The sequence below is a fragment of the Desulfobulbus elongatus DSM 2908 genome (assembly GCF_000621145.1).
Lineage (GTDB): Bacteria > Desulfobacterota > Desulfobulbia > Desulfobulbales > Desulfobulbaceae > Desulfobulbus > Desulfobulbus elongatus.
In genome coordinates this window covers 1-24,098 of the sequence record NZ_JHZB01000020.1, presented here as the reverse complement: position 1 = coordinate 24,098, position 24,098 = coordinate 1, and the positions used below count along the sequence as shown (strand labels likewise).

At 63.8% G+C, this 24,098-nt stretch carries 24 protein-coding genes and 1 pseudogene; 6 read left to right on the top strand and 19 right to left on the bottom strand.

The genetic code is table 11. The features are described 5' to 3' along the window. Positions 1-85: 85 nt before the first annotated feature. Entirely contained in the window at positions 86-400 is a 315-nt protein-coding gene (locus tag Q362_RS0111085) for a YdhR family protein (protein WP_028318750.1), read from the bottom strand. A gap of 96 nt (positions 401-496) precedes the next feature. Here Q362_RS0111085 and Q362_RS0111080 point away from each other — a divergent pair, with 96 nt between their 5' ends. Then, entirely contained in the window at positions 497-1,717 is a 1,221-nt protein-coding gene (locus tag Q362_RS0111080) for an amidohydrolase family protein (protein ID WP_028318749.1), read from the top strand. Here the strand turns inward: Q362_RS0111080 and arsB are convergent. The 10 genes from arsB to Q362_RS0111030 all read right to left on the bottom strand — a co-directional run bounded on the left by arsB (position 1,714) and on the right by Q362_RS0111030 (position 14,336). Then, positions 1,714-2,787 (bottom strand): ACR3 family arsenite efflux transporter, encoded by a 1,074-nt coding sequence (arsB, locus tag Q362_RS0111075; RefSeq protein WP_028318748.1) that lies wholly within the window; start codon positions 2,785-2,787, stop codon positions 1,714-1,716. The genes Q362_RS0111080 and arsB overlap by 4 nt on opposite strands. A gap of 13 nt (positions 2,788-2,800) precedes the next feature. After that, positions 2,801-3,274 carry an arsenate reductase ArsC gene (locus Q362_RS0111070; RefSeq protein ID WP_028318747.1) on the bottom strand — a complete coding sequence of 158 codons (474 nt, stop codon included), beginning with the start codon at positions 3,272-3,274 and terminating at the stop codon, positions 2,801-2,803. Continuing rightward, entirely contained in the window at positions 3,271-4,122 is an 852-nt protein-coding gene (arsM, locus tag Q362_RS0111065; protein ID WP_028318746.1) for an arsenite methyltransferase, read from the bottom strand. Before arsM ends, Q362_RS0111070 begins: the two co-directional genes overlap by 4 nt. Positions 4,123-4,199: 77 nt before the next feature. Continuing rightward, a complete protein-coding gene (locus Q362_RS0111060) occupies positions 4,200-4,562 on the bottom strand; it encodes an ArsR/SmtB family transcription factor (RefSeq protein ID WP_028318745.1) in 363 nt (120 codons plus the stop codon). A gap of 119 nt (positions 4,563-4,681) precedes the next feature. Next, the gene (locus tag Q362_RS0111055; RefSeq protein ID WP_028318744.1) at positions 4,682-5,023 is read right to left on the bottom strand and encodes a cupin domain-containing protein; all 342 of its coding nucleotides are present in this window, start codon (positions 5,021-5,023) and stop codon (positions 4,682-4,684) included. 73 nt (positions 5,024-5,096) lie between these two features. After that, positions 5,097-5,972, bottom strand: a complete 876-nt coding sequence (locus Q362_RS0111050; protein WP_028318743.1) for a transglutaminase family protein — start codon at positions 5,970-5,972, stop codon at positions 5,097-5,099. After that, complete coding sequence (locus tag Q362_RS0111045; RefSeq protein WP_028318742.1) at positions 5,969-8,482, bottom strand: circularly permuted type 2 ATP-grasp protein; 2,514 nt, start codon at positions 8,480-8,482, stop codon at positions 5,969-5,971. The genes Q362_RS0111050 and Q362_RS0111045 overlap by 4 nt, the downstream gene beginning before the upstream one ends. Before the next feature lie 6 nt (positions 8,483-8,488). Next, positions 8,489-11,818 carry a transglutaminase family protein gene (locus tag Q362_RS0111040; RefSeq protein WP_028318741.1) on the bottom strand — a complete coding sequence of 1,110 codons (3,330 nt, stop codon included), beginning with the start codon at positions 11,816-11,818 and terminating at the stop codon, positions 8,489-8,491. A gap of 90 nt (positions 11,819-11,908) precedes the next feature. Further along, a complete protein-coding gene (locus Q362_RS0111035) occupies positions 11,909-12,883 on the bottom strand; it encodes an alpha-E domain-containing protein (RefSeq protein WP_028318740.1) in 975 nt (324 codons plus the stop codon). Positions 12,884-12,905: 22 nt separating this feature from the next. Further along, positions 12,906-14,336, bottom strand: a complete 1,431-nt coding sequence (locus Q362_RS0111030) for a circularly permuted type 2 ATP-grasp protein (RefSeq protein ID WP_028318739.1) — start codon at positions 14,334-14,336, stop codon at positions 12,906-12,908. 787 nt (positions 14,337-15,123) lie between these two features. Here Q362_RS0111030 and Q362_RS0111025 point away from each other — a divergent pair. Then, the gene (locus Q362_RS0111025; RefSeq protein WP_028318738.1) at positions 15,124-15,444 is read left to right on the top strand and encodes a hypothetical protein; all 321 of its coding nucleotides are present in this window, start codon (positions 15,124-15,126) and stop codon (positions 15,442-15,444) included. Positions 15,445-15,478: 34 nt separating this feature from the next. Here Q362_RS0111025 and Q362_RS0111020 read toward each other — a convergent pair whose 3' ends face one another. The 4 genes from Q362_RS0111020 to Q362_RS0111005 form a co-directional block, all read right to left on the bottom strand. After that, positions 15,479-16,267, bottom strand: coding sequence for an alpha/beta hydrolase (locus Q362_RS0111020; protein ID WP_028318737.1), 789 nt, complete (start codon positions 16,265-16,267; stop codon positions 15,479-15,481). A gap of 111 nt (positions 16,268-16,378) precedes the next feature. Further along, a complete protein-coding gene (locus Q362_RS0111015; protein ID WP_028318736.1) occupies positions 16,379-17,164 on the bottom strand; it encodes an ABC transporter permease in 786 nt (261 codons plus the stop codon). Then, complete coding sequence (locus Q362_RS0111010; protein ID WP_028318735.1) at positions 17,161-18,099, bottom strand: ABC transporter ATP-binding protein; 939 nt, start codon at positions 18,097-18,099, stop codon at positions 17,161-17,163. Before Q362_RS0111010 ends, Q362_RS0111015 begins: the two co-directional genes overlap by 4 nt. A gap of 11 nt (positions 18,100-18,110) precedes the next feature. Then, complete coding sequence (locus tag Q362_RS0111005) at positions 18,111-19,157, bottom strand: hotdog domain-containing protein (protein ID WP_028318734.1); 1,047 nt, start codon at positions 19,155-19,157, stop codon at positions 18,111-18,113. A 322-nt stretch (positions 19,158-19,479) separates the two neighbouring features. Between Q362_RS0111005 and Q362_RS0111000 the strand changes: the two genes are divergently transcribed. Then, a complete protein-coding gene (locus Q362_RS0111000) occupies positions 19,480-20,085 on the top strand; it encodes a superoxide dismutase (RefSeq protein WP_028318733.1) in 606 nt (201 codons plus the stop codon). On the opposite strand, the gene Q362_RS24270 is transcribed toward Q362_RS0111000, so the two are convergent. Then, positions 20,078-20,248: a hypothetical protein gene (locus Q362_RS24270; RefSeq protein ID WP_211248480.1), complete on the bottom strand. Its 171-nt coding sequence runs from the start codon at positions 20,246-20,248 to the stop codon at positions 20,078-20,080. The genes Q362_RS0111000 and Q362_RS24270 overlap by 8 nt on opposite strands. Before the next feature lie 44 nt (positions 20,249-20,292). Here Q362_RS24270 and Q362_RS0110990 point away from each other — a divergent pair, with 44 nt between their 5' ends. The 3 genes from Q362_RS0110990 (at position 20,293) to Q362_RS22840 (ending at position 22,216) form a co-directional block, all read left to right on the top strand. Beyond that, positions 20,293-20,847: an NADPH-dependent FMN reductase gene (locus Q362_RS0110990; RefSeq protein ID WP_028318732.1), complete on the top strand. Its 555-nt coding sequence runs from the start codon at positions 20,293-20,295 to the stop codon at positions 20,845-20,847. A 90-nt stretch (positions 20,848-20,937) separates the two neighbouring features. Continuing rightward, a complete protein-coding gene (locus Q362_RS0110985; protein WP_051554141.1) occupies positions 20,938-21,663 on the top strand; it encodes an MgtC/SapB family protein in 726 nt (241 codons plus the stop codon). Positions 21,664-21,808: 145 nt separating this feature from the next. After that, positions 21,809-22,216 carry a bacteriohemerythrin gene (locus Q362_RS22840; RefSeq protein WP_169737409.1) on the top strand — a complete coding sequence of 136 codons (408 nt, stop codon included), beginning with the start codon at positions 21,809-21,811 and terminating at the stop codon, positions 22,214-22,216. Between the two features lie 113 nt (positions 22,217-22,329). Here the strand turns inward: Q362_RS22840 and Q362_RS0110975 are convergent, their stop codons facing one another. The 3 genes and pseudogenes from Q362_RS0110975 to Q362_RS23585 form a co-directional block, all read right to left on the bottom strand. After that, on the bottom strand, positions 22,330-23,133 hold the full coding sequence (locus Q362_RS0110975) for a family 1 encapsulin nanocompartment shell protein (RefSeq protein ID WP_028318729.1): 804 nt from the start codon (positions 23,131-23,133) through the stop codon (positions 22,330-22,332). Positions 23,134-23,157: 24 nt separating this feature from the next. Then, positions 23,158-23,529 carry a ferritin family protein gene (locus Q362_RS0110970; RefSeq protein WP_028318728.1) on the bottom strand — a complete coding sequence of 124 codons (372 nt, stop codon included), beginning with the start codon at positions 23,527-23,529 and terminating at the stop codon, positions 23,158-23,160. 302 nt (positions 23,530-23,831) lie between these two features. After that, a pseudogene (locus Q362_RS23585) lies at positions 23,832-24,098 on the bottom strand (hypothetical protein); the annotation flags it as partial.

The window sequence follows — 24,098 nt, the reverse complement described above, 5'->3', positions numbered from 1 at the left end:
CCCGGCATGCTTTGATCAAGTTGCCGGCATCACCTGGGGGGATGCCGGCAACTTTTTCCGGTTCGTCTTGTTTGAACCGGTGCCGCTATTTTTCGGCAACGATTTCGTGGCTCAGGTTGTCGACCACCACCGGTGTGGCCAGGTAGGTCAGGGAGGGATCGGAGCCGTACTTGGCGCGGACAAACGCCTTCCATTCCTCGGTGTACACCCGCTCCGCATCCTGCCGCGATTGCCACAAATAGATGCCCCCGGCCTCGGTGCCGCCGTCGTTGAGGAAATAGTATTTCCGGATCAGCCCCGGCTTGTCCAGGTATTTGGGGGCCGTGCCCAGGAAGATTTCCTTGGCCTGCTGGAGAGAAATCGGTTGCGGCAGTTTGAAGGCAACAAGTACGGTGATCATCTTCGTCCTCCGTTTGGCGTGAAGAAAGGGGCAGAAATCCATTTTCCCGGGTGATCGCATAAGTAGCATGACCGTGAGGAGAAGCAAGCACTATCCATGGACCGGACACGTTTTATAGTGGCAGGAAGCCTGATCGACGGCACCGGCGCCGGCGTGCGCCGCAATGCCGTGCTGATTGTCGAGGACGGCATCATCACAGCCGTGGGCGGGAGGGAGAATCTGCCCCGCGATCCCGGCGCACCTGTCGACGATCTGTCGCCCTGTACCATCGTGCCGGCGCTGGTGGACGGCAGCGTCTTCCTGGGCCGGTCGCCGGCTATTGACCCGAAAATGCGGGGGCTCCCGGAAGAGGCCAGCAGGGAACAGCGGCTCGCGCTGCGTGCACGGCACCTCCGTTACTGCCACGACCACGGCGTGCTCGGCGTGGTCGATGGCGACGATCCCTTCGGTCTGGCGCGGCACCGTGCCGATGGCACCATGCCGGGCGGCCCGGTCGCCCTGCGCACTGCCGGCCCGTTGTGCCGCAGTTGGGATGAGGCGGCAGGTGGCAGCTCGGACCGCGATTTCCTCAGGATCGGGTATTCCCCCGACATTAATGCGGCCGAGGCGACTCAACCCCGGATGAGCCGGGAAGAACTCCGTCGCATCGTGCAGCACGGCCCGGACTGCAAGAAGATCGTGGTGGCCAACGGCCGCGAGGCTGTGGCCGAGGCGCTGGCAGCGGGGTGCGACGCCATTGAGCAGGGCTTTGGCATGGGCGAGGACAACCTCAGGACCATGGCCGCGAGGCAGGTGCTGTGGCTGCCCGGCGTGGTGCGGGCCAAGAACGGGCTGGACGGCTCCGCTTCGGGCGGCGAGGTGTGCTGCCGCTTTTCCCTGCGGTTTGCCGCGCCGGGCCAGGCGAATCCGGGCGCGGAGGCCTTTTGGAAGGCGACGCTCGCCGGCCAACTCGCGCAACTGCGGCTCGCCCGCGCCCTGGGCGTGCCCACGGCGGTCGGCACCGGCGCCGGCAGTCCGGGCATCCTCCACGGCGAGTCCGTGGTCGAGGAAATCAAATTGTTCATCAAGGCCGGCTTTCCGCTGGCAGAGGCCATCGCCGGCGCCTCGGCTGTGGGCGCCGGATTTTTCGGCATGGAGGCCTTGGGGCCGCTCACCGTCGGTCGACGGGCGACCTTCCTGGTCACCAGGGGCACGCCGCAGCAACTGCCGCGAAAGCTCGGCTATCTGGAAAACATCTACATTGACGGCGCGCCCAGCCGCGCCTACCGGAAAGATCCGGTGAAGGCGGCAGGGCAGGGGGCGCAATCTTCTTTTTAGCTGCGCGGCAGCTCAAGGGGCGCAACCGCCACGAACCACCGCTTCTTGAGCCACAGGGCCACATTGACCAGACCTATGAGCACAGGCACCTCCACCAGCGGCCCGATGACGGCCACGAAGGCCTCGCCCGAGTTCAGCCCGAAGACCGCGATGGCCACGGCAATGGCCAACTCGAAGTTGTTGGATGCGGCGGTGAAGGACAGGGTCGCCGACTGCTCGTAGTTGGCGCCCGCCCATCTGGAAAGAGAGAACGAAAGCAAAAACATCGCCAGGAAGTACACCAGCAGGGGGATGGCGACCTTGAGCACGTCCAGGGGCAGGTGCACGATGTATTCACCCTTGAGGGAGAACATCACCAGGATGGTGAACAGCAGCGCCCTGAGCGTCCAGGGGCTGATGCGGGGGATGAACACCCGCTCGTACCAGTCCAGGCTCCTGACCCTGAGGCCGTACCAGCGGGAGGCCACGCCCGCGAGAAAGGGGATGCCGAGGTAGATGAACACGCTTTCGGCGATCTGCCCCATGCCCACATTGACCACGGCCCCGGACAGGCCGAGCCAGCCCGGCAGCACGGTGATGAACACGTAGGCGTAGACTGGGAAGAACAGCACCTGGAACACGGCGTTGAAGGCCACCAGCCCGGCGCAGTATTCCCGGTCGCCGCCGGCAAGGTCGTTCCAGACAATGACCATGGCGATGCAGCGGGCGAGCCCGATAAGGATCAGGCCCACCATGGAGCTGTTGTTGCCGGAGAGAAAGGCGATCGCCAGCAAGAACATGAGCACCGGGCCGATGATCCAGTTCTGCGCCAGGGAGAGCAGCAGCACTTTTTTATCGCGGAACACCCGGCCGAGTTGCTCGTATTTCACTTTCGCCAGGGGCGGGTACATCATCAGGATCAGCCCGATGGCAATGGGAATGTTGGTCGTGCCCACCTGGAAAAAGTGGATGACGTTCTTCACGTCCGGCGCGGCCCAGCCGAGCCCCACCCCTGCGAACATGGCCAGGAAGATCCACAGGGTCAGGTAGCGGTCGAGGAAGGAGAGCCGCTGCAATGTCGATGGGTTCATGGGTTACGCTCCCTTACATGGCGGCAATGGCATCGAGCACGGCCTGGAGCCGGTCCGGGTTCATGCCCGGCGCCGCTGCAAGCCGGTTCGCCAGGGCGCCTATCCGTCTGCGGAGCACGGCAAGGGTTTCGGCGAAGGCGGCCTTGATCGCCGCCTCATCGCCCTGCACCCTGGCCGGATCGGGCATGCCCCAATGACTGCGCACGACCGTGCCGAAGGAGAGCGGGCAGGATTCGCCCGCCGCGTTGTCGCACAAGGTTATGACAACATCCGGCTTTGCCGGCAGATCGTCCCATGACTTGCTGAACAGGCCCGTCGTGGCAAAGCCGGCTTCCCTGAGCACGTCCAGGGCGCGGGGATGCACGAACCCGGCGGGCCTGCTGCCCGCGCTCTGCACGCTCACGCCAGCCGGAACCATGGACTTGAAAAGCGCCTCCGCCATGATGGAGCGGCAGGAATTGCCCGTGCAGAGAAAAAGAATGTTCATGGCCGCCCCTCTTTCCGGGCCTCGATGGACAGGCTGACCACGTAGTCGGCCAGTTCCTCGCCCGGCGGCAAGGCGTGTGCAATTGCCTTATACAGGGGGTCGTTCCATGCCTGCATGTTTTTCACATAGTCCGGCTTGGGCGTCAGCACGATGGCGGTGAAACCGGCCTGTTCCAGCAGGGCCCTGGTTTGCTCCACCAGCACGGCCCCGGCCACGCAGCCCACCAACGCCGCGGCCATGGCCCGGATCGTGTCGGGGAGCGGCCGCAGCAGCGCCAGGTCGGAAACGGATACCCTGCCGCCCGGCTTGAGCACGCGGAAGATCTCCCGCCAGACCTGGGGCTTGTCCGGCGACAGGTTGATGACGCAGTTGGAAAGCGCCACGTCGACGCTGCTGTCCGCCACGGGCAGATACTCGATCTCGCCCAGACGGAACTCGACGTTGTCCAGGCCGGTGCGCCGCCGGTACTGCTCGATGTTCCCGCGGGCCTTGGCAAGCATTTCCGGGGTCATGTCCACGCCGATCACCCGCCCGGAGGCCCGCACCTTTTCACCCGCCTGAAACACGTCGAAACCGCCGCCGCTGCCGAGGTCGAGGACGGTCTGCCCTTCCCGGAGGGCGGCAATGGCAACGGGATTGCCGCAGGAAAGCCCCATGTTGGCGCCCTCCGGCAGATTGGCCAGGCTCACCTCGTCGTAACCCACGGCCCTAGCCAGCCGGACGGGATCGGCCTGGCCGCTGCGCTGGCCGGAACAGCAGGAACGCTGCCCTGTGGCAATGGCCGCGTAGCCGGTGCGGACCGTCTGTCTGACGTCATCTTTGTTCGGAAAATCGTCGTGTTGGTTCATTGTCTGTGCTCCTTTTCACAATATGAAATTTCAAGAAATCTTGACATATTGCTGCAAAATTTTTTAGGGGTGCACCCTCATTTTTTGGAATCGCATACCGGCAACACGGCGGCGGAAACGGCACTGGCCGCGCGAAAGTCGCGGCAGAGTTCGGGGCGTCCGGAACAGCATTCCGCCGTGAGATAGGCGATGGTCTCCAGCATGAGGGGGATGTTTGCCCGGTAGCGCAAAAACCGGCCCTCCTTTTCCACCGTGATCAGGCCGGCATGCAACAGCGCCTTGAGGTGGAAGGACAGATTGGTATTGCTCACCTTGAGGTACTTTGCGATTTCGCCCGCCACCAGGCCGTCCGGCGCATATTTGACCAGCAGCCGGAACAGGTCCAGGCGCAGGTCGGCGGAAAGCGCTAAAAAAATGGCTGTGGCCTGCTTGGTTTCCATGGGAGAACAATTCAACAATTATTGAAATGTGTCAAGGCGATTGTGGTCCGCTTCTGGGTTTTTTCCGATACCTTGCCAGAAATCTGTAAAATATTTATCGCAATTCCGACAGGATGCTCTCATGGGCACTCCTGCGGCCGGTAATGAATGGCCAGCCACAGCGAGGGCCGATCCGGATCGGTCCAGGTGACCCGGTGGCGGCGATGCGGGGCGATATCGATCCAGTCGCCCGGACCGAGCCGGCGCGGCGCGGGCTCGTCCTCGAACTGGAGTTCGGCCGCGCCGGTGAGCAGCACCACCCACTCGGCCCATTCCTGGTCGTACCAGAAACCGGGCGGACTGGCCTGGCCGCTGGAGACGATCCGCTCCATCCGCACGCCGTCGGTCGACAGCAGCCGCTCCAATCGTTCCTCCGGCCCGGCGGCGGCCGCGAGTCCTGCAAAGAGATTGCCCTGATCCATCGTCGTCTCCCGCTTTTTTGCCGAACCCGTGTAGGTACGCGGCCGTTCGGTCCGGCCATCGCCAGGCGCGGTCTCAGTCCACTCTCGCCACGTCGACCGCCACCGCGAGGGTGTGCGCGCCGCCGCCCATGACCACGCCCCTGACCGGGGCCACGTCGCCATAGTCCCGGCCCCAGGCCAGAGTGAGGTGCGACTCGCCGGGCACGACGTTGTTGGTCGGGTCGAGGTCGATCCAGCCCGCCCCGGGCACGTAGAGCGACAGCCAGGCATGGGAGGCGTCGGCCCCGACCAGCTTGGGCGTGCCCGGCGGCGGCAGGGTTTCCAGATAGCCGCTGACGTAGCGCGCCGCCAGCCCCAGGGAGCGCAGGCAGGCGATGGCCAGGTGGGCGAAATCCTGGCACACGCCGCGGCGGCCGGCCAGCACCTGGGCCACCGGCGTGTCCACCGTGCTGGCGGTCTTGTCGTAGGCGAATTCGGCGAACATGCGCCGCATCAGATCGATGGAGCCGGCGAGCACCGGCGTGCCGGGCGGAAAGGAGATGCGCGCATAGTCGCGGATGCCGGGCGCCTCGGCGATCATGGGACTGGCGAACACGAACTGATAGGCGTCCAGTTCCTCGGCCGTGGCATGGGCTTGCAGGCGGCGGCCGACCTCCTCCCAGGCTGGGGTCGCCTGCGGTTGCAGGCGCGAGTTCCGGGCGGTGCGCACCACGCTGGCCGCGGTCAGGGTGAGGCGGCTGTGCGGCTGCTGCACCATGAACACATGGGCGATGTTGCCGAAATAGTCGATGCGGCGGTGCAGGTACTGGGGCTGGGGATCGAAGCTCAGCTGGCTTTGCAGCACCTGCTGGCGGGCCGTGGCCCTGGGGGTGAAAAACAGCTCGTTCTGCGACAGCGAGGCCGGTTCCGAATACTGGTAGGTGGTGGTGTGGGTGATGCGGTACTTCATGCCCCGTCTCCGAGCCGCAGCGAGAAGTGGGGCGTGGCCGCCACCCTGGTCAGGTAGTGGGCGCCGACCTGTTGGGCAAAGGCCAGCAGGCGGGTTGCCATGGTTTCGAGAAAACGGTTGAGCGGGTCGTCGTTTTCCGGACCGCCGCTGTTGCAGGCCAGACCGGTGAGGTCGAGCAGCCGGATGGCGGTCAGCATCTCCAGGGTCATCCGCTCCTCGGCGCTGGCATAGCGGCGTTCGCCCGGCCGGGGCAGTTCCTCGACATGGGCGGCCAACTGGTCGAGCTGAAAGGCCAGCGACTTGGGATTGCTCTCGTCGAGCAGCAGCAGGTCGAGCACCGGCGCCAGTTGGAAGGCGGTACGGTAGCGGGCCCGGTAGGTCATGATGCTGTCGGAGACCTCGAGCAGGGCTTCGAGGGCGTTGTGCTGCGCCCGGCACACCTGGGGCAGGCCGTAGCGGATCAGGTCGATTTCGTGCAGGGCCCGCTCAATGCGGCGGCCCATGTCCATGAACCGCCAGCCCAGGCCGCGGGTCATGCCCTCCATGGCCAGGCCGCTGAAGGCGCTTAAGGTGAACAGGGTGTTGTCGAGCAGGTCGAGCGGATCGGCGGCCGGGTTGTCGCCGAAATCCTCCAGGCGGTTGATCACCCGCCAGGAATCGCGGCTGAGGCGGTCGCGGACGTTGCGAGCCGCCTCCTGTACCTGCTTGAGCACCACGGCGACGCTGGCCGGCCGGTCCTGGCGGTAGAGCGCCTCCGTGAGCTGGCCGGCCAGTTCATCCTGGGGCACCTCGCCGTTTTCAGGCAGGGGCGGAATCATGCCGATGGCCCGCACCAGGTCGAGCAGAAAGGCGAGTTCCGGGATATCCTCGGGCCGGGCCTCGCCGGAGAGACGGCGGAACACCGACCGCAGCAGGCGGACCTGCCCCTCGGCCCGCTCCAGGTAGCGGCCCAGCCAGAGGAGATGATCGGCCACCCGGCTGGGCAGGTCGCTGGAACGGCGGAACTCGCCGACGCTGTGCAGCGTGCCGAGCATGCTGAAAGGTTCCACCGGCTCGTCGGACAACACCCAGATATCTTTGCTGAGCAGCCGTTCGGGCACGGCCGCAAGCAGGGTGTCGACGTCGTGGGCGGTCATGGCCAGACCGCCGGGCAGCACGGCAAAACCCTCTTCGGTGGCGCAGACAAACAGGCGCAGCAGCGTCGGCCGGAGGTGTACGCCCTCCTGGGTCCAGACCGGCGTCAGCGACGGCTGGACCGTCTCCTGCGCCATCACCGCAAAGGCGGCCTCATCGAGGGCACGGTGCGGATCGGCCGCGAGGCGGTGGGCACGGTCCAGGGCCGGCTGCCATCGCACCGTCTCCAAGCGGGCGAGCGCCTGGACGCGCCCTTGCTCTTCACCGCACCACCAGGCCGGATGGCTGGCCAGCATGAGCGGCTCGCCGAGCAGATGGTCGCAGAGTTCGGCCAGAAAGACCGGCAGGACCGGCGTGTCGATGAAGCCGGCACCGATGGGGTTGACGATGTCGATGTTCTGCTCGCGGGCCACCTGGATCAGGCCGGCGACACCGACCACGTCGCCGCGGCGCAGGGCAAAGGGATCGCTGTGGGGGTCGTCGATGTGGCGGAAGATGGTGTCCACCGGTTCGAGCCCGGCCAGTTTTCTGAGAAAAAGCCGGCCGTTGCGCACGGTCAGGTCCTGGCCCTCGACCAGCGGATAGCCGAGGTAGCGCGACAGGAGCGCCTGTTCGAAGTAGATCGGGCTGTCCGGGCCGGACGAGAGCAGCACGATGTTGGGATCTTCCCGCCGCAGCGAGGAACGCTGCACCAGGCTGGTGTGCAGGGTCTGGAAAAAGGGGGCCAGCCGCCGGATCTGGGTGCGGTGGTACAGTTCGGGCAGGAGACGGGAGATCACGATCCGGTTTTCCAGGGCATAGCCCAGGCCCACCGGATGGCCGCCGTATTCGCGCAGCACCCGGAAGCGGCCATCCTCACCCCGGTAACAATCGGCCGCATAGAGGCTCAGGAAGCGGCCGCCGTTCGGCTGGATGCCGTGGCAGGCGTGGAGGAAACGGGGGTTGGCGTAGATCAGCTCCGCCGGCATCCGGCCGTTTTTCAGCAGAAGCTGCGGGCCGTAGACATCGGCCAGCACCTGTTCGAGCAGCCGGGCCCGCTGGAGCAGGCCGCGTTCCAGTTCGCTCCATTCCGCGGCGGTGAGCGGCAGGGGCACCATCTCCAGGGCCCAGGGCGTGCCGCGGCCGTCCGGGGCATCGAAGGGGTTGTAGGTGGCACCGTCCTCGTGCCGCATGCGCTTGACCCGCTCCTGGCGCTGGCGGAGCCGTTCCGGCGTGGCCCGGTCCATGGCCGCGACAATGGCGCGCCACTGTTCGCGCGGCTGGCCGTCTTCAGCAAAGGCCTCGCAGTAGGCCCCTTGCGGACAGGTGAGGCCGGCGAACAGGCCGCTGCCGGCGAAAGCGGCGGCTGGCCCGGATGGCTTCGGCTGGTGGTCCATGGCGGCTCAGATGCCCGCGGCCGACGATTGCCGGCGCAGGTCGAGGGTATAGGGAAACAGCGGATTGCGTTCTTCGGGCGGCAGCGGCCGCCGGTCGCCCGGCGTGTGGCCGTGCGGCGAGAAGCGGGCATGGCGGCGGCCCTCGGCCTCGTGGCCGTTGACCGGCAGGGTGTCGTAATTGCGGCCGCCGGGATGGCCGACATGATAGGTGCAGCCGCCCACGGCCCGGTTGTTCCAGGTATCGAACAGATCGAAAATCAGCGGCGTGTGGACGCCGATGGTCGGATGCAGGCAGGACGGCGGCTGCCAGGCCCGGTAGCGGACCCCGCCGATGGCCACGCCGTTGGTCCGGGTGGGATGCAGGGGCACGCGCCGGCCGTTGCAGGCGAGCACGTAGCGGTCGCCGCTTGCGCCGGCGACCTTGACCTGGAGGCGCTCCACCGAGCTGTCGACAAAGCGCACCGTGCCGCCGCCGCCCGGTTCCTCGCCGAGCACGTGCCAAGGCTCCAGGGCCTGGCGCAGTTCGATCTCCAGGCCCTCGATTACCAGGCGGCCGTGGATCGGGAAACGGAACTCGAAGTGGGGATGGAAAAATTCCATGGCCAGCGGGAATCCGGCCTCGTTGAGGTTGGCCACCACGTCGGCCAGGTCGTCGCGCACCGGTTCGGGCAGCATGAAGCGGTCGTGCAGGCTCGTGCCCCAGCGCACCAGGGGCCGGCGATAGGGCGTTTGCCAGAACCAGGCGAGGCAGGCGCGCAGCAGAAGCTGCTGGGCCAGGCTCATGCGCGCGTGCGGCGGCATCTCGAAGCTGCGGAATTCGAGCAGCCCCAGGCGGCCGCTGCCGCTGTCCGGCGAGTAGAGCTTGTCGATGCAGAACTCGGCCCGGTGGGTGTTGCCGCTCACATCCACCAGCAGGTGGCGGAAGAGCCGGTCCACCAGCCAGGGCGGGCAGCCCCAGGGCGAGGCGGCCTGGCGGTCGAGTTCGGCGAAGGCGATCTCCAGTTCGTAGAGGCTGTCGTGGCGGGCCTCGTCCACCCGCGGCTGCTGGCTGGTCGGGCCGATGAACAGCCCGGAGAAGAGGTAGGACAGGGCGGGATGGTTGTTCCAGAAGGCGAGCAGGCTGCGCAACAGGTCGGGCCGCCGCAGGAAGGGGCTGTCCGCCGGGGTGGCGCCGCCGACCACGATATGGTTGCCGCCGCCGGTGCCGGTCTGGCGGCCGTCGACGAGGAATTTTTCCGTGGCCAGGCGCGACTGGCGGGCAGTTTCGTAGAGGGTGGTGGTGCAGTCGACCATCTGCCGCCAGGTGCGCAGGGGCTGGATGTTGACCTCGATCACGCCGGGGTCGGGGGTGATTTTCAGGCATTCCAGCCGCGAATCGAAGGGTGGGGTGTAGCCCTCGATCACCACCGGCAGGCCGGTTGTCCGGGCAGTGGCCTCGATGGCGGCGATCAGCTCCAGATAGCCTTCCAGTTTGGCGATCGGCGGCATGAACAGGTAGAGCCGGCCGTTCCGCGGCTGCACGCACAGGGCGGTGCGCACCACCCAGGCCGCGGATTCGCCGACAACCGGCTGGGGATCGACAAAGGGCGGCGGCTGGGGGCGCATGCCTGCCGGGGCTGTTTCTTCCGGTTGGCCGTGCAGGAAACGCTGACCAGCATAGTCGGGCAGGGGGCCTCGTTCGGCCAGCGGGTCCGGGGTGAAATCCAGGGTCCGATCCTGCGGCGCCACCCAGGGCAGGGAATCCAGCGGCAGCCGCAGGCCGGACGGACTGTCGCCGGGCAGCAGGAAGAGATGCTCGCCGCGAAACGGCCAGGGGCCGCTGATCCAGGAACCGTGCTGAAGCGGCAGCACGTAGCCGACCACCGCCCCCAGCCCGCGTTCAAAGGCGCGGGCCATGCGCGCCCTGGCCTCGGCATCATCCAGGCGCGGGTCGGTGGGCGCCACGTTGAGCGGCAGCCGCTGCTCCTTGTACAGGTAATAGGCAATATCCTCGTAGCTCTCGCGGATGAAGCGCGTGCCCACGCCCAGGCGTACGGCCAGCGAGTCGATGAACCGCCTGGCCTCGGCCGTACCGAAGCCGTAGTTCTCGCTCGGGTCGGCCAGCCACCTGTCGTCGCGCCACACCGGCACGCCGTCCGTGCGCCAGTAGCAGGCCAGGGCCCAGCGCGGCAGGGACTCGCCCGGATACCACTTGCCCTGGCCGCAGTGGAGCAGCCCGCCCGGTGCCCACTGGCGGCGCAGCCCCTGCATGAGGCGCAGGGAAAGGCGCAGTTTTTCCTCGCCCAGGGCCTCGGTGTTCCATTCCGGCGCATCCGGACGGTCGATGCCGACAAAGGTGGGCTCGCCGCCCATGGTCAGACGCACATCGCCGGCCTCCAGCGCGCGGTCGACCAGGTCGCCTGCCGCCACGATCCGCTCCCAGACCTCCTCGGGATAAGGACGGGTGGAGCGCGGTTCCTCGCGCACCCGCGTCACGCCCATCGCATGGCTGAAATCGACTTGGCAGGCCTCCAGATCGCCGGTGATCGGGGCCGCGCTCCGCGGCTCGGGCGAACAGGCCAGCGGGATGTGGCCCTCGCCGGCGAACAGCCCCGAGGTCGGGTCCATGCCCACCCAGCCGGCGCCGGGCAGATAGACCTCGGTCCAGGCATGGAGATCGGTGAAGTCGGCCGCGGGCCCGGATGGGCCGTCCAGCGATTTGACGTCCGGCGCCAACTGGATCAGGTAGCCGGAGACGAAACGCGCCGCCAGGCCGAGATGGCGCAGGATGTTGACCAGGAGCCAGGCCGAGTCGCGGCAGGAGCCGCTGCGCAGGCCAAGCGTCCGCTCGCAGCTCTGCACGTTGGGCTCCATGCGGATCAGGTAGCGGATGTCGCGGCTGAGCTGCCGGTTGAGATCGACCAGAAAACTGATGATCTGCCTGGGACTGCGGTCGATCCCGGCCAGATAGGCGGCCAGCACCTCGCCCGCTGGAGCGCAGGCCAGATAGGGACTCAGGTCCTGTTCCAGCCGCGGCTCGTAGGCAAAGGGGAACTGCTCGGCCTGGGGTTCGAGGAAGAAATCGAAGGGATTGATGACGATCATCTCGGCGATCAGATCCACCTCCACCTCGAACCGGTCGGTCTTGTCCGGAAAGACCAGCCGGCCGAGATAGTTGCCGAAGGGGTCCTGCTGCCAGTTGATGAAATGCGCCTCCGGCGTGACGGTCAGCGAGTAGCTGAGGATGGGGGTGCGGCTGTGGGGCGCCGGCCGCAGGCGGACGACCTGCGGCCCCAGGACGACCGGGCGGTCGTAGCAATAGGTGGTGCGGTGATGCAAGGCAACGTGGATGCCCACAACGGCTCCTTATGGACTTTTTTCAGGTCAATCGCAGGCGGCATCGCTGCGGACGCATCCCGGTCCGGGCACCGGCCGCCCACCGTCATGCTACTGCTGGCCGGATGCCGCTGACACCAAGGGCTTGATGTTGAAGAAGGTCGTGCCGACGGCCGTGTCGATCCGGTTGAGCCTGGTCTGGAGGTTGTCCAGGTACTCGTGCATGCCCTGTTTGATCACATCGTCGATGTCGGTGTACTCGAGATCGGCCTTGAGGCGGCCGAGCAGCTTCTCCGCCGGGTTGATCGCGCCGCCCGCCGCGCCGTTCATGATCCGCTCCAGGCAAACCTGCGCCTTGTTGACGCAATGGCGGATCGAGCGCGGGAAATGGGTGTCGAACACGAGAAAGCTGGCCACCATCCGCGGCGTGATCAGGTGATGTTCCTTGCGGTACATTTCAAAGGCGCTGGCCGATTTCAATACCGCTGTCCACTGGATGTTGTCAATGGGCGTGTTGACCAGGTCGGCCTGGGGCAGGAGCATGAAGTACTTGACGTCGAGGATGCGCGAGGTCTTGTCGGCACGTTCCAGCATCATGCCCATGCGGGCGAAGTTCCAGGCCTCGCCGTGGCTCATGGTCGAATCCATCAGGCCGGTGAACAGGTGGCTGCGCATCTGGATGATCCGGAAAAATTTGTGCGGGTCCTGCAGGGCCATGGGATGGTATCTGGGGTCGGCCATCTCCAGGTAGAAGGTGTTGAGGTGCTCCCACATCTCCGAGCTGATGATCTCGCGGATGGAACGGGCGTTTTCCCGCGCCGCCGCCAGGCAGGAGACGATGGAGTTGAAGTAGCGGCGGTCGAAGGTGAGGAAGCTGATCACCGCCTCCTTGGTGTATTGCCTGTACTGCTCCTCGAAATATTCCTGGTCGCCGGTGATCAGCACCAGCGGTTCCCAGTGCTTGCCGCCCTCCGAGGGTAAGTCGAGCAGCAGGTTGAGGTTGACGCTGATGAAGCGGGCGACGTTTTCCGCCCGCTCGATGTAGCGGCACATCCAGTAGATCGAGTTGGCCACGCGGCTGAGCATACTTTTCTCCTTGTCGTCTCGCTTACAGGACCCAGGTGTCCTTGGAACCGCCGCCCTGGGACGAATTGACCACCAGCGACCCTCTGGTCAGGGCTACCCTGGTGAGGCCGCCGGGCAGGACGTAAATCTCCCTGCCGAACAACACGTAGGGCCGCAGGTCGACGTGGCGGCCCTCGATGCGGTCGCCGACGATGGTGGGCACCCGCGACAGCGAGATGGTGGGCTGGGCCATGTAGTTGCGCGGCTCGGCCTTGATCTTCCCGGCAAAGGCGTCGCGCTCGGCCTGGGTGGAGTGCGGGCCGACCAGCATGCCGTAGCCGCCGGACTCGTTGGCCGCCTTGACCACCAGTTGGTCGAGATGCGCCAGCACACAGGCGCGGTCGGCGTCGTCGCGGCAGATGTAGGTGGGCACGTTGGGCAGGATGGGCTCCTCGCCGGTGTAGTAGGCGATGATCTTGGGTACGTAGGCGTAGATCACCTTGTCGTCGGCGATGCCGGTGCCCGGCGCGTTGGCCATGGCGATGCGGCCCGTCTTGTAGGCGCCGATCAAACCGGGCACGCCGAGCAGGGAATCGGGCCGGAACACCTCGGGATCGATGAAGTCGTCGTCAATGCGGCGGTAAAGCACGTCCACCCGCTTGAGTCCCTTGGTGGTGAGCATGTGGACGCAGCCGTCGGCCACCACCAGGTCCTGGCCCTCGACCAGCTCCACGCCCATCTGCTGGGAAAGGAAGGAGTGCTCGAAGTAGGCGCTGTTGTAGATGCCGGGCGTGAGCACGCCGATGGTCGGTTTGGCGACGTGGTCCGGCGCCAGATATTCGAGCATTTCCAGCAACTTGTTGGGGTAGTCGTCCACCGGCCGCACCTTGGAGGCCTCGAACACCTGCGGAAAGGTGCGCTTGAGCACCTGGCGGTTTTCGAGCACGTAGGACACGCCCGACGGGCAGCGCAGGTTGTCTTCGAGCACGTAGAAGCGGCCGTCGCGGTCGCGCACCAGGTCGGTGCCGGTGACGTGGCACCAGATGCGCCGGGGCGGGGTGAAGCCCTCGCACTCCTTGCGGTAGGTGCGGCTGCTGAGGACCAGATCCTCGGGGACGACCTTGTCCTTGAGGATTTTCTTGTCGTTGTAGATGTCCTGGAGAAACTCGTTGAGGGCGAAGATGCGCTGCTTGAGCCCGGCCTCGATCTGGGCCCAGTCCGCAGCGGGCACGATGCGCGGGATGAGGTCGAAGGGAAAGATTTTTTCGGTGCCCTCGTCGCGGCCGTAGACGTTGAAGGTGATACCCATCTTCAGCAACAGGGCTTCGGCAGCCCGCTGGCGCATGGCCAGGTCGCCCGGCGGCAGGGAGGCGATCTTGTCGATCAGGAGTTGTGCTCCCGGCCGGGGCGTGCCGTCCGGGGCAATGAGTTCATCGAAAAAATCTCCCGGATCGTAACCGGCAAAGCTCTGCATGGCCATGGCCCTCCCACGAAGTGACGACTCATCGAGAATGCGGCGGCTTTCCGCCGCAGCGGACAAAGCGGTCGAACCGGCTCGGCGCGCCAGCGCCCGGAACGGGATGCAGGCGTTGCCGGATGGTGCCGGTCCTGCCCATGACTGGCAAAAGGAATGCCATGCTCGCTTGCCAGCATTGGCATGCGCTGTTTTTGCCGGCTATCCGGTTTGTCCCCCGGCAGCCGATGGTGCATGCCTGTGCGCAGTTAAGCAATAAAATGAACATATATTCAATAGATTGTTGTGGCGAGCCCTGTTTGCGGTCCGCTGCGCATGGCTTGGCCGGGAGGGGCGCTTTCCGCTCTCGATACCGGGAAAAACAGAAAAAACGGTCATCACGCACAGTTGACGGACCCGGATACCGGCGCGCTTTCTTGCAATTTTGTCGAAAGCGCCAAGGGATCGCTCACAAAAGAAGATAAAAGAAAGGAGGGGATTCTGACAACCGCGCCGCCGATTTCGTTTCTTGGTTTGTTCCTTGGGACGAGGTGAATGTGGCTTGACCGGACAAAATTGTTGAGAGCGCTTCTGTTTCGTGCGGCCTTGTCGTCAATTTTGTTGCTTGCCGGGGCGGGCTAAGGAGGGAGTGCGGTCGTATGTTTAACTGCCCAACAATACTTGATCAATTACGCGGGACTTTTTGGCGCGCCAGTTGCAACGCACTGACGGTCAGGAAAAGCGGGGGCAGTGCCGGTCGGGACAGTCCCCGGATTTGTGAAAAGCCATTGTCACAAGGAGTCACGCCATGGCACTTCCATTGCGGCCATTGGGCACGGTGCAGGACATGCTCGCTCAACTCGGCCATGAAATAACCTATGCCTACGACGATCTGGTATTTGTTCAGCACAACCCTTTCCTGCTCCAGTTCGGCGTCACCGGCGACCGTCTTTTTTTCTACGCCAATGTCGAGGAACCGGCGGTCGAGACGGGCAGGCATTTCGACAGCCTCCTGGCGCAGGCCGAATCGCGGGGCATCACCCTGATCAACCGGGGCAGCTACAAAATTTCCCAGGGCGAGGGGGAAAACCTTTCCCTGGCCTTCTTCGACCGCGAGGAGCGGCACTGACACGCACGGCCGCAGGCGCGGAAATGCCCCGTGCTTACGGCCGGCCCACCCCCGGCAGCCAGGCGAGGACTTGCTCTATCTGCGCATCCCAGCAGGACCACTCGTGCCCGCCCGGCCCCTCTTTGTACTGCACCGTTACGCCCAGCGCTTCCGCATGCCGCCGGAATCGCGCATTGTCCGCATACAAAAAATCCCCGGTGCCGCACCATTGATACAGTTCCGGCCGGGGCGCTCCCTGCCGGACCAGTTGGTGTGCCAGGAAGAACAGGTCGTTGGGGCTGCCCGCCAAGGCGTCGGCCCCGCCGAAAATGTGGCGCAGTTCGCCCTGGCCGGCCGCCTGTTCGTCGCGGGCGAGCCGGGCGACATCCAGCGTCCCCGACAGGCTCGCCGCGGCCGCGTAGCGGTGCGGATGGGTCAGAGCCAGTTTGAAGGCCCCGTAGCCGCCCATCGACAGCCCGGCGACAAAGTTGTCCTGCCGGGCAGCGGAGAGCGGGAAAAAGTGGCGGGCCACGGCGGGCACCTCTTCGCTGATGCAGGTCCAGTAGCGCGGCCCGCTGACCATGTCCGCATAGAAGCTCCGGCCCGCCGCCGGCATGACCACGGCCAGGTTCAGGCCGGCCACGTGGCGCTCGATGGCCGTGCGGCGTTGCCAGACGGTGTGGTCGTCGGACAGGCCGTGCAGCAGGTAGAGGGTCGGATAGAGCCTGCGCCGGGGATTCGGGGGGCCGTCGATGGCGGCCGGTTCGGGGTCGGGAAGAATGACGGTCATGGTCGACATCATGCCCAGGACCTGCGAAAAGAAATGACAGTCGATAAGCGCCATGAAACCTGCTCCGTGCTGAGGTGTCGGTTGGGCCGGGCCGCGTGCTCTTGACCGTTCTCCGGCCGCTTCCCGTTCTGCCGCCATCATCGGTGGCTTCCCTGAACGGCTCCGCTATTTGATCAGCCGCCGCCGCATGGCCATCAGGCCGAGCACGAGAAAGAACAGGGCAAAGCAGACCAGGTAGGCGAGGCTGGCGAGGGGGCTGGTTTCCACCAGGCCCAGGCAGCAGAAACGGGTCAGTTCCACCAGATGGTAGAGCGGGAAAAAATAGGCGGCGTGCTGGGCCCAGAGCGGCAGGCCAGCCATCGGGAAAAAGGTGCCGCTGAAGAGGAACATCGGGGTGATGAAAAGAAAAATCGGCAGGTTGAACATGTCGATCGAGGGCGTGAAGCCGGTGAAGAACATGCCCACCGCACCAAAGGCGAGACCGCCCAGGAAGGCGAGGGGCACGATCAACAAGCCCTGAGGAAAGAGGACGAAGCCGAACAGCCCCAGCACCAGGGTCATGAGCAGGGCCGCGGCGGTGGCCTTGGTGGCGCTCCACACGATTTCGGCCAGGATGATTTCTTCCAGGGAGAGCGGCGTGGTCATCATGCCGTCGAAGGTTTTCTGATAGTACATCCGCACGAAGGAGGCGTAGGTGGTCTCGAAAAAGGAGTTGTACATGATCGAGATGGCGACCAGGGCCGGGGCCATGAACCGGGTGTAGGCCAGCGGCTGGCCGGCGTAGCGCAACCCCTCGATCAGCCCCTGGAAGCCGAGGCCGAAGGCGAGGATGTAGAAGGCCGGCTCCAGGAGCGGCACCAGGAAGTTGACCTTCCAGATTTTGCGGTAGACGATCAGGTTCCGCCGCCAGACGGTGAGGAAGCGCCAGGAAAGGTTGGAGAGGAGGATCATTCGCGCAGCTCCCTGCCGGTGAGGCGAAGAAAGACATCTTCCAGGGTGGCGGCGCGGAAGGTGCACTGCCGGCTGCTGAAGCCCTCGTGGATGGCCTGCTCGATGGCGGTGTCGCCGTTGCTGTAGATGATGAGCTTGTCCGCCAGTTCGTCGTAATCCACCTGGCGCTCCCGGAGAAAGCGCCGCAGGGCTCCCTGCTCCAGGCCGCCGATCTCGATGAGCGAGCGGCCGACATGCTCCTCGATCAGGCTGGCCGGCGTTCCCTCCACCAGAATCCTGCCGTGGTCCATGATCACCAGCCGGTCGCACAGTTGGGCCGCCTCTTCCATGTAATGGGTGGTGAGGATGAAGGTCTTGCCGCGGGCACGCAGGGCGTGCAGCCGGTCCCAGAGCAGATGCCGCGACTGGGGATCGAGGCCGGTGGTGGGTTCGTCCAGAATGATCAGCTCGGGATCATTGATCAGCGCCCGCGCCAGAGTCAGCCGCCGGGCCAGGCCGCCCGAGAGTTCCCCCACCTTGGCCTCGCGTTTTTTTTCCAGGGCGAAAAAGTGCAGCAGTTCCTCGGCCCGTTCGCTGGCCAGATTCCGCGGGATGCGAAAATAGCCGGCAAAGATCAGCAGGTTCTGGAACACGGTCAGGTCGGGGTCGAGGGTGTTGTCCTGCTGGCAGACGCCGATGCGGGAGCGGATCTGCCGCCATTGGCTGGCGACATCGAGGCCCAGGATCCGGATCGTGCCCGAACCGGGTGGGGAAAAGCCGTACATCATGCGGATGGTCGAGGTCTTGCCGGCGCCGTTGGGGCCGAGCAGGCCGAAGCATTCGCCGGCCCGCACCGCAAAGGAGATGGAATCAACCGCCACCAGGCCGTTGAACCGCTTGCCCAGGTTCTCCACCCGGAGGATATACTCCGTGTTGTCCGCAACCGTTGTGTCCATGGCAGAGGCGCTCAGATCAGGTTGTCGTGGCGGAGCAGGGTGTGCAGGCTGCGGCGGGCCGCCAGGTGCCGGCCGTCCTCGACATAGGTGGTCGGATGGACCATGGGAACCGGGTGGTGGTTCAGGTCGGCGTCGACATTGGCAAAGGTGAAGAGGCAGGAGTTAGAAAGGGCCTTGGCGGTCCGGTCGCGGCTGATTCGCTCGATGCCGGCCTCGACGCAGAGATAGCAGTCCTCGGTGTACACCACCCTGGCAGTGAAGTGGAGCTTGTCGCCCATGCGGACCGGATGGAAGAAGTTGATCCGGTTGACTCCGGCGATGATCGGGCGGTGGGGCGCCACCAGTTCGGAACAGATGGAGGAGAGCTCGAAGGCCCGGCGAATCAGGTAGCCGCCGAAGATGGTGAAGGGCACGTTTTCCTGGTCGGGATAGGTCCGTTCCCAGGCGCTTGTGATTAAGTGGCCGCAGAGCAGGCCGGCAAAGCCCGGCTCGTCCTGGGCCTGGTGCAGGGCGGTCAGCATCTCGTATTCTTCCCGGCTGGGCGGTTCGCGGCGGGCCGCCTGCTGGTGGCGGTATTCTTCGCGTCGGGCCAGGGCCTTGCCGGCCCGCCGTTTCTCCATCGGGTCGGTATAGGTCAGCGGCGGCAGGGCCACGCTGGTGACATCCTCGCCGTAGCCGGAGCGGGCCACCATGGTGAAATAGCATGAGGCGATGTGCAGGGTCGGATCGCCGGGCTGCTCCACCCGGATGCCGATTTCGAGCGAACTGCGGCCGATGTGATTGATGGTGGCGGCAAAGGTGAGGTCGCGGGTCACGTCGACGGCATGGCGGACGACGATGTTGTCGATGGCGGCGGTCACCACCCTGGCAGTGGGATGAAACCGGTTGACATAGCGCAGGGCGGTTTCCTCGGCCACCTTGTCGAGGATTTCCAGCAGCAGGCCGAAACGCATGTTGCCCTGCAGGGGTTCGTCCACCACCATGTAGCGGCGGCGCAGGGCCGGGTCGCTGCCCAGGGCCAGGGTGCGGTGATATACGGTATCGCGCGGTTGGGTCATGTTCTGTTCCTTTTTATCTGCTCCTCCGGCAATGGGGAAGCGCATGGTCCGGAAAATTGTAGAGACGATACGGCCCCTTGGCAAGACCGGAGGCGCGCAATCGGCGCTGCCGCTCCATGCGCCTGGGCGGCGAATGCAGGGGTTCCCGGCCGGTGTCTGTCTTTTATATTTAGTTAAAACAGTATATTAAAATGATAAGTTATAAAAAATAATTTGCGATTATTTGACAATTACTTGTTGATATTTATGGTTGTTGACAGGAAAGATTGTCTCCGGATGAGGCGATTGTCCGCCCATCCCATATACATCCGAGAGGTACGCCATGGAACACATTCTCCCCACATTGCCGTATGCCTACGATGCCCTGGAACCGTTCATCGATGCCCGCACCATGGAAATCCATCACACCAAGCATCATCAGGCCTATATCACCAATCTGAACGCGGCGCTCAAGGAACATCCCGCCTGCGCCGACCTGAGCGTGGACAAACTGCTGCGCAACCTGAACGAGGTGCCCGAGGCCATCCGCACCGCGGTGCGCAACCACGGCGGCGGCCATGCCAACCACAGCTTTTTCTGGCCGACGCTCAAAACCGGCGTGCCGGCAAAGGGGCCGGTGGTGGAGGCCATCAACAGTCGGTTCGGCAGTTTCGAGGCCTTCAGGGAGCAGTTCTCCACCGCCGCGGTCAAGTTGTTCGGCAGCGGCTGGGCCTGGCTGGCGGTCGATAACGGCGAGTTGCGCATCGTGGCCACGCCGAACCAGGATAACCCCATCATGACCGGCCTCACGCCGGTGCTGGGCATCGATGTCTGGGAACATGCCTATTATCTGCTCTACCAGAACCGGCGGCCGGATTATATCGCCGCCTTTTTCAACGTAATCAATTGGGAGAAAATCAACGAGCACTATCTCGCCGCCGTCAAGTGATGCCGTCACCCGAAACAAAAAACAGCAGCCCCTCTCGTCTCATGCGCCATGAGGCCTGAGGGGCCTTGTTGTATATGCCTGTGTTCATAGCTGGCAGGCGAGGCATAATTGTGGTAATATACATAAAAATTTTGCCGCGCTGATCCTGTTTCGCATTTTTCATCGCTCTTTTTCATCAAAGGGATGCCCGTCCCGCAGGAGGATCACATGGACAACTACACCGTTGCCGTTATCGTTGGCAGTTTGCGCAAGGATTCGTTCAATCGCCATCTGGCTGAGGGACTGACCAGGCTGGCGCCGCCCGAGTTTGTCTTCAAGTTCGTGGAGATCGGCGATCTGCCGCTCTACAATCAGGATGACGACGGCCACGACGGTGCTGCCGTCAAGCGGCTCAAGGACGATATCAGGGCGGCCGACGGCCTGCTCTTCGCCACCCCGGAATACAACCGCTCCATCCCCGGCGTGCTGAAGAACGCGCTCGATATCGCCTCGCGGCCCTACGGCCAGAGCGTCTGGGCCGGCAAGCCCGCCGGGGTGATCGGCATTTCGGTCGGCGCGATCGGCACCGCGCTGTCGCAGCAGCATCTCCGCAACGTGCTGGCCTACCTCGATGTCCCCACCATGGGGCAGCCGGAAGCCTTTCTCCAATACCGGGAAGGGATGTTCGCCGCGGACGGCGGCATCGGCGCGGAGAGCAAGCCGTTTCTCCAGGCTTGGATGGACCGCTATGCGGCCTGGATCAAGCTCCATGTAACAAAGTGAGCGCTGCCGCCCGCTTTCGTGCAGACTCTTTCTGCTTGAGAGGAACCAAGCCGGCTGATGCCGTGATTTCCGGCCCATTGTGAGAAAAACATGGTCTTCGATGTGCAGCAACTCAAGGAACTGGTGGCAACCGATCAGATCCAGATCGCCATTCATCTTGTTTCCGCGCTGGTCGTGGGCAGCATCATTGGGGGCGAGCGGACCTTTCACGGCCGCCCGGCCGGTTTCCGCACCCATACTCTGGTCTGCCTGGCATCGAGTCTGTTGATGATGATCACGTATTATCAATGGAAATGGCTGCCGGGCGTGCCCATGGACACGGTGCGCACCGATCCGACCCGGATGGCGCAGGGCATCATGACCGGCATCGGTTTTCTGGGGGCGGGGGTCATCTATAAGGAAGGGCGCAGTGTCCGCGGCCTGACCACCTCCGCCTCGATATGGATCACCGCCGCAATCGGCATTCTCCTCGGCGTGGGTTTTTATTTTCCCGCCATCGTCGCCACGGCGCTCACCGTGGGCGTTCTCTCGGTTTTTCGCTGGATAGAAGCCAAGATGCCGGCGAACTTCTACGCGCACCACACGCTCTGCTTCGAAAGAAACAAGGTGATGGGGGAGGAAGAGGTGCGATCGTTGCTCAGACAGCACGGGTTCACGGTGGCCAACATGAGCTACCGGATTTCCGATGACGGCCGTTTCTTCGAATACAAGATGGTCATCGGCACGATCGACCAGAACAAAATCTCCCGTCTCGCCGATTCATTGCGGAATCTTGACACTGTCCGGACGTTCCGGATTTCTCCGACAGGAGACTGACACCTGACGGAGCGCTGCCGGGACTGTTCCGGTAGCGGTCAGGCTGGCGCCGTCTTCCCGCCGCCGGGAGTCCCCGGTCGAAAAAAACGCGCGGACACGCAGCGTTATTTCATGTCGATCACGTTGTTCAGCAGGATGGTGGAATGTGGAATCGTTGTATGGACTGAACTCCCTGAGGACCGGAATTGTACAGATAGACCGCGACCATGAAGCAATACTCGCACTGGTGACAGCGTTCTATGCCGCTATCCACGACAAGAAGGACCATCCTCTGATTGTCGATCTCTGCTCGAAACTTGTCGAAACGACCGAAGAGCATTTCCGACAGGAAGAGGCATACATGGAGCGCGCCGGGTTTCCGGGGCTGGGCGAACACAAGTGCGAGCACGACCGGTTGACGGAAGAAGCCCGTGGGTTCCTGATGAAAATCGAACACGAAACACCGGGGGCCGATATCGGCCTTTATTACGTGCTCAGGGAACTGTTTGTCGCGCACATCCTCGAATACGACAAAGAATTCGGCGTGTATTACATGCAGCGCGCCATGGAATGAATGCCCAGGGAATGGTCGCGGCGCATGCCGGGGAGACATCGCGGACAGGCCGGAAAACAAAAGCCCCGAAACCGGTTCGGGGCTCAAGGACGTGAAGGCAAGGGCGTTTCCGGTCAGGTGGTCAGGGTGAAGCCGACCAGGGCCTCGGGCGCGATGACACGGAAGGTGAACGATTCCGTCACGAACAGGTCGATATCGCTGACGGTGTGGCTGTGATAGCCGATGGCGAAATCCTGACCCACGGTCAATTCGAGGTCGCCGCCGCGTGCCGACACCAACAGCGCGTCCTGGACGCATTCCGAATAGACGACCTGACCGCCGATCTGGGTCTCCAAGGTGGAACGCAGGGTGCCGCCGGGCGCGCTCCGCGCCAGAAATTTCCACAGCCGTGCGGAAACAACCAGGTTGGCGGGCCCTTCGACCCCATCCTTCAGCATCCGGGTCTGCCCCTCGGCCACGGTATCGACGATCATGTCCATGTCCAGCTTCAGAGGCAGGGTCTTGTTTTTTACCGTGGCATGCAACCCGACGATATTCCCCGGTTTGAATCCCTCGAACAGGGTCTTTTCCTCGAACAGGGCGATCTCGCGGCAGGCTTCCACCAGCGAATCCAGTTGGACATCCTTGGCGCCGCGGCCGATATTGTCCAACTCCCAGGTTTCCAGTTTGAAGTTGACCCGGGCTTCGATCAGCGGCTGCACCTGATGGATGCCGTATTTGACCCGGCCGCCTTTCTGTTCGCGGGGCACCGACAACCGACCGAGGGTGACACAGGAATGGCCGATTCCGTGCGGACCATCGACATCAATGAATTTGCGGCCGGACAGATTGGCGACCAGTGTTTCCCTGGCCATGGCATCGATTTCGCTCCATCCCTGCACGCTGATGGGAGCCAGCTCCCTTCGCAGTAAGTCCATATCGATCTCCTTTCATTCAAGATGCTATTTTTTCAGGCTGCCTATGTTTAACCCCTGACCAACGGAGGGGGGCGCCTCTTCTGCCGGCGCTGCGGCGGTGCCGCCGAGAAATTCGGTTTCGACCTCCTCGGCGCCCTGCTGATAGAAACCTTCCTCGGCGGGATCGAGTTCCTTGAGCAGGCGCAGGAATTCGCCGGCATGCACCTTTTCTTCGTCGGCAATATCCAGAAGCACATTTTGCGCCAGGACATTGTCGGTCGATTCCGCAAGCTGCTGGTACAACTGAATGGCTTCATACTCGGCGGCAACCATGAACCGGATAGCGCGCACCAATTCTTCATGGGTTAACAGACGGTCGTGTTTCAGTACACTGAAAGGATGACCAAACTCAGGCATTGTTCCCTCCTCTATACATATGTTGGTTAGGTAGTGGATTGTTCAAGGCAGCAGACAAAAGTGCAAACAACACGAAAGTACTATAATCCCCTCGCGCGGAAACGCCAAGACAGGAATTTTTTCTTCGTGCAGTCATTTTCTGCCGGCAAGGCAGGGGCTACCGTTTTGGCCATCAAACGATTTTTGCATAATCCGGCTGGTACCCCATATGGTTTGGGGAGTATCCGATAGTTATGCGTTAACAGCCCGTTGAAAAAGCCATGTTTCCGGGAGCATGCACTCGGTACGGCACGCCAAGCCGATCAAGACAAACCGGCACCGGTCAAAACATGCCCTGGAGGAATTTTATCCGTAGCGCGAAATCCGGTTACGAGGAGCAATACAAGGCTCCCTACAGGCCAAAACAGACGAACAACCAGGCCGGCCATCTCTCTGGGAGTGCCGTGCCGGTACAGATGACGCATCACCAGACCAAGATTGTAGCCAGCGGCATGCATCAGGTAGCGTTTGGCAACATTGTCCATACCGCGAAGTGTCATGCGGCCCAAGTTGCCGCTGCATTTGAGGAA

What these genes read in the sequence shown, in the direction of transcription:
- Q362_RS0111085 (WP_028318750.1), bottom strand. Translation starts at nt 400, where the DNA reads ATGATCACCGTACTTGTTGCCTTCAAACTGCCGCAACCGATTTCTCTC.
- Q362_RS0111080 (WP_028318749.1), top strand. Translation starts at nt 497, where the DNA reads ATGGACCGGACACGTTTTATAGTGGCAGGAAGCCTGATCGACGGCACC.
- arsB (WP_028318748.1), bottom strand. Translation starts at nt 2,787, where the DNA reads ATGAACCCATCGACATTGCAGCGGCTCTCCTTCCTCGACCGCTACCTG.
- Q362_RS0111070 (WP_028318747.1), bottom strand. Translation starts at nt 3,274, where the DNA reads ATGAACATTCTTTTTCTCTGCACGGGCAATTCCTGCCGCTCCATCATG.
- arsM (WP_028318746.1), bottom strand. Translation starts at nt 4,122, where the DNA reads ATGAACCAACACGACGATTTTCCGAACAAAGATGACGTCAGACAGACG.
- Q362_RS0111060 (WP_028318745.1), bottom strand. Translation starts at nt 4,562, where the DNA reads ATGGAAACCAAGCAGGCCACAGCCATTTTTTTAGCGCTTTCCGCCGAC.
- Q362_RS0111055 (WP_028318744.1), bottom strand. Translation starts at nt 5,023, where the DNA reads ATGGATCAGGGCAATCTCTTTGCAGGACTCGCGGCCGCCGCCGGGCCG.
- Q362_RS0111050 (WP_028318743.1), bottom strand. Translation starts at nt 5,972, where the DNA reads ATGAAGTACCGCATCACCCACACCACCACCTACCAGTATTCGGAACCG.
- Q362_RS0111045 (WP_028318742.1), bottom strand. Translation starts at nt 8,482, where the DNA reads ATGGACCACCAGCCGAAGCCATCCGGGCCAGCCGCCGCTTTCGCCGGC.
- Q362_RS0111035 (WP_028318740.1), bottom strand. Translation starts at nt 12,883, where the DNA reads ATGCTCAGCCGCGTGGCCAACTCGATCTACTGGATGTGCCGCTACATC.
- Q362_RS0111030 (WP_028318739.1), bottom strand. Translation starts at nt 14,336, where the DNA reads ATGCAGAGCTTTGCCGGTTACGATCCGGGAGATTTTTTCGATGAACTC.
- Q362_RS0111025 (WP_028318738.1), top strand. Translation starts at nt 15,124, where the DNA reads ATGGCACTTCCATTGCGGCCATTGGGCACGGTGCAGGACATGCTCGCT.
- Q362_RS0111020 (WP_028318737.1), bottom strand. Translation starts at nt 16,267, where the DNA reads ATGGCGCTTATCGACTGTCATTTCTTTTCGCAGGTCCTGGGCATGATG.
- Q362_RS0111015 (WP_028318736.1), bottom strand. Translation starts at nt 17,164, where the DNA reads ATGATCCTCCTCTCCAACCTTTCCTGGCGCTTCCTCACCGTCTGGCGG.
- Q362_RS0111010 (WP_028318735.1), bottom strand. Translation starts at nt 18,099, where the DNA reads ATGGACACAACGGTTGCGGACAACACGGAGTATATCCTCCGGGTGGAG.
- Q362_RS0111005 (WP_028318734.1), bottom strand. Translation starts at nt 19,157, where the DNA reads ATGACCCAACCGCGCGATACCGTATATCACCGCACCCTGGCCCTGGGC.
- Q362_RS0111000 (WP_028318733.1), top strand. Translation starts at nt 19,480, where the DNA reads ATGGAACACATTCTCCCCACATTGCCGTATGCCTACGATGCCCTGGAA.
- Q362_RS24270 (WP_211248480.1), bottom strand. Translation starts at nt 20,248, where the DNA reads ATGAAAAATGCGAAACAGGATCAGCGCGGCAAAATTTTTATGTATATT.
- Q362_RS0110990 (WP_028318732.1), top strand. Translation starts at nt 20,293, where the DNA reads ATGGACAACTACACCGTTGCCGTTATCGTTGGCAGTTTGCGCAAGGAT.
- Q362_RS0110985 (WP_051554141.1), top strand. Translation starts at nt 20,938, where the DNA reads ATGGTCTTCGATGTGCAGCAACTCAAGGAACTGGTGGCAACCGATCAG.
- Q362_RS0110975 (WP_028318729.1), bottom strand. Translation starts at nt 23,133, where the DNA reads ATGGACTTACTGCGAAGGGAGCTGGCTCCCATCAGCGTGCAGGGATGG.
- Q362_RS0110970 (WP_028318728.1), bottom strand. Translation starts at nt 23,529, where the DNA reads ATGCCTGAGTTTGGTCATCCTTTCAGTGTACTGAAACACGACCGTCTG.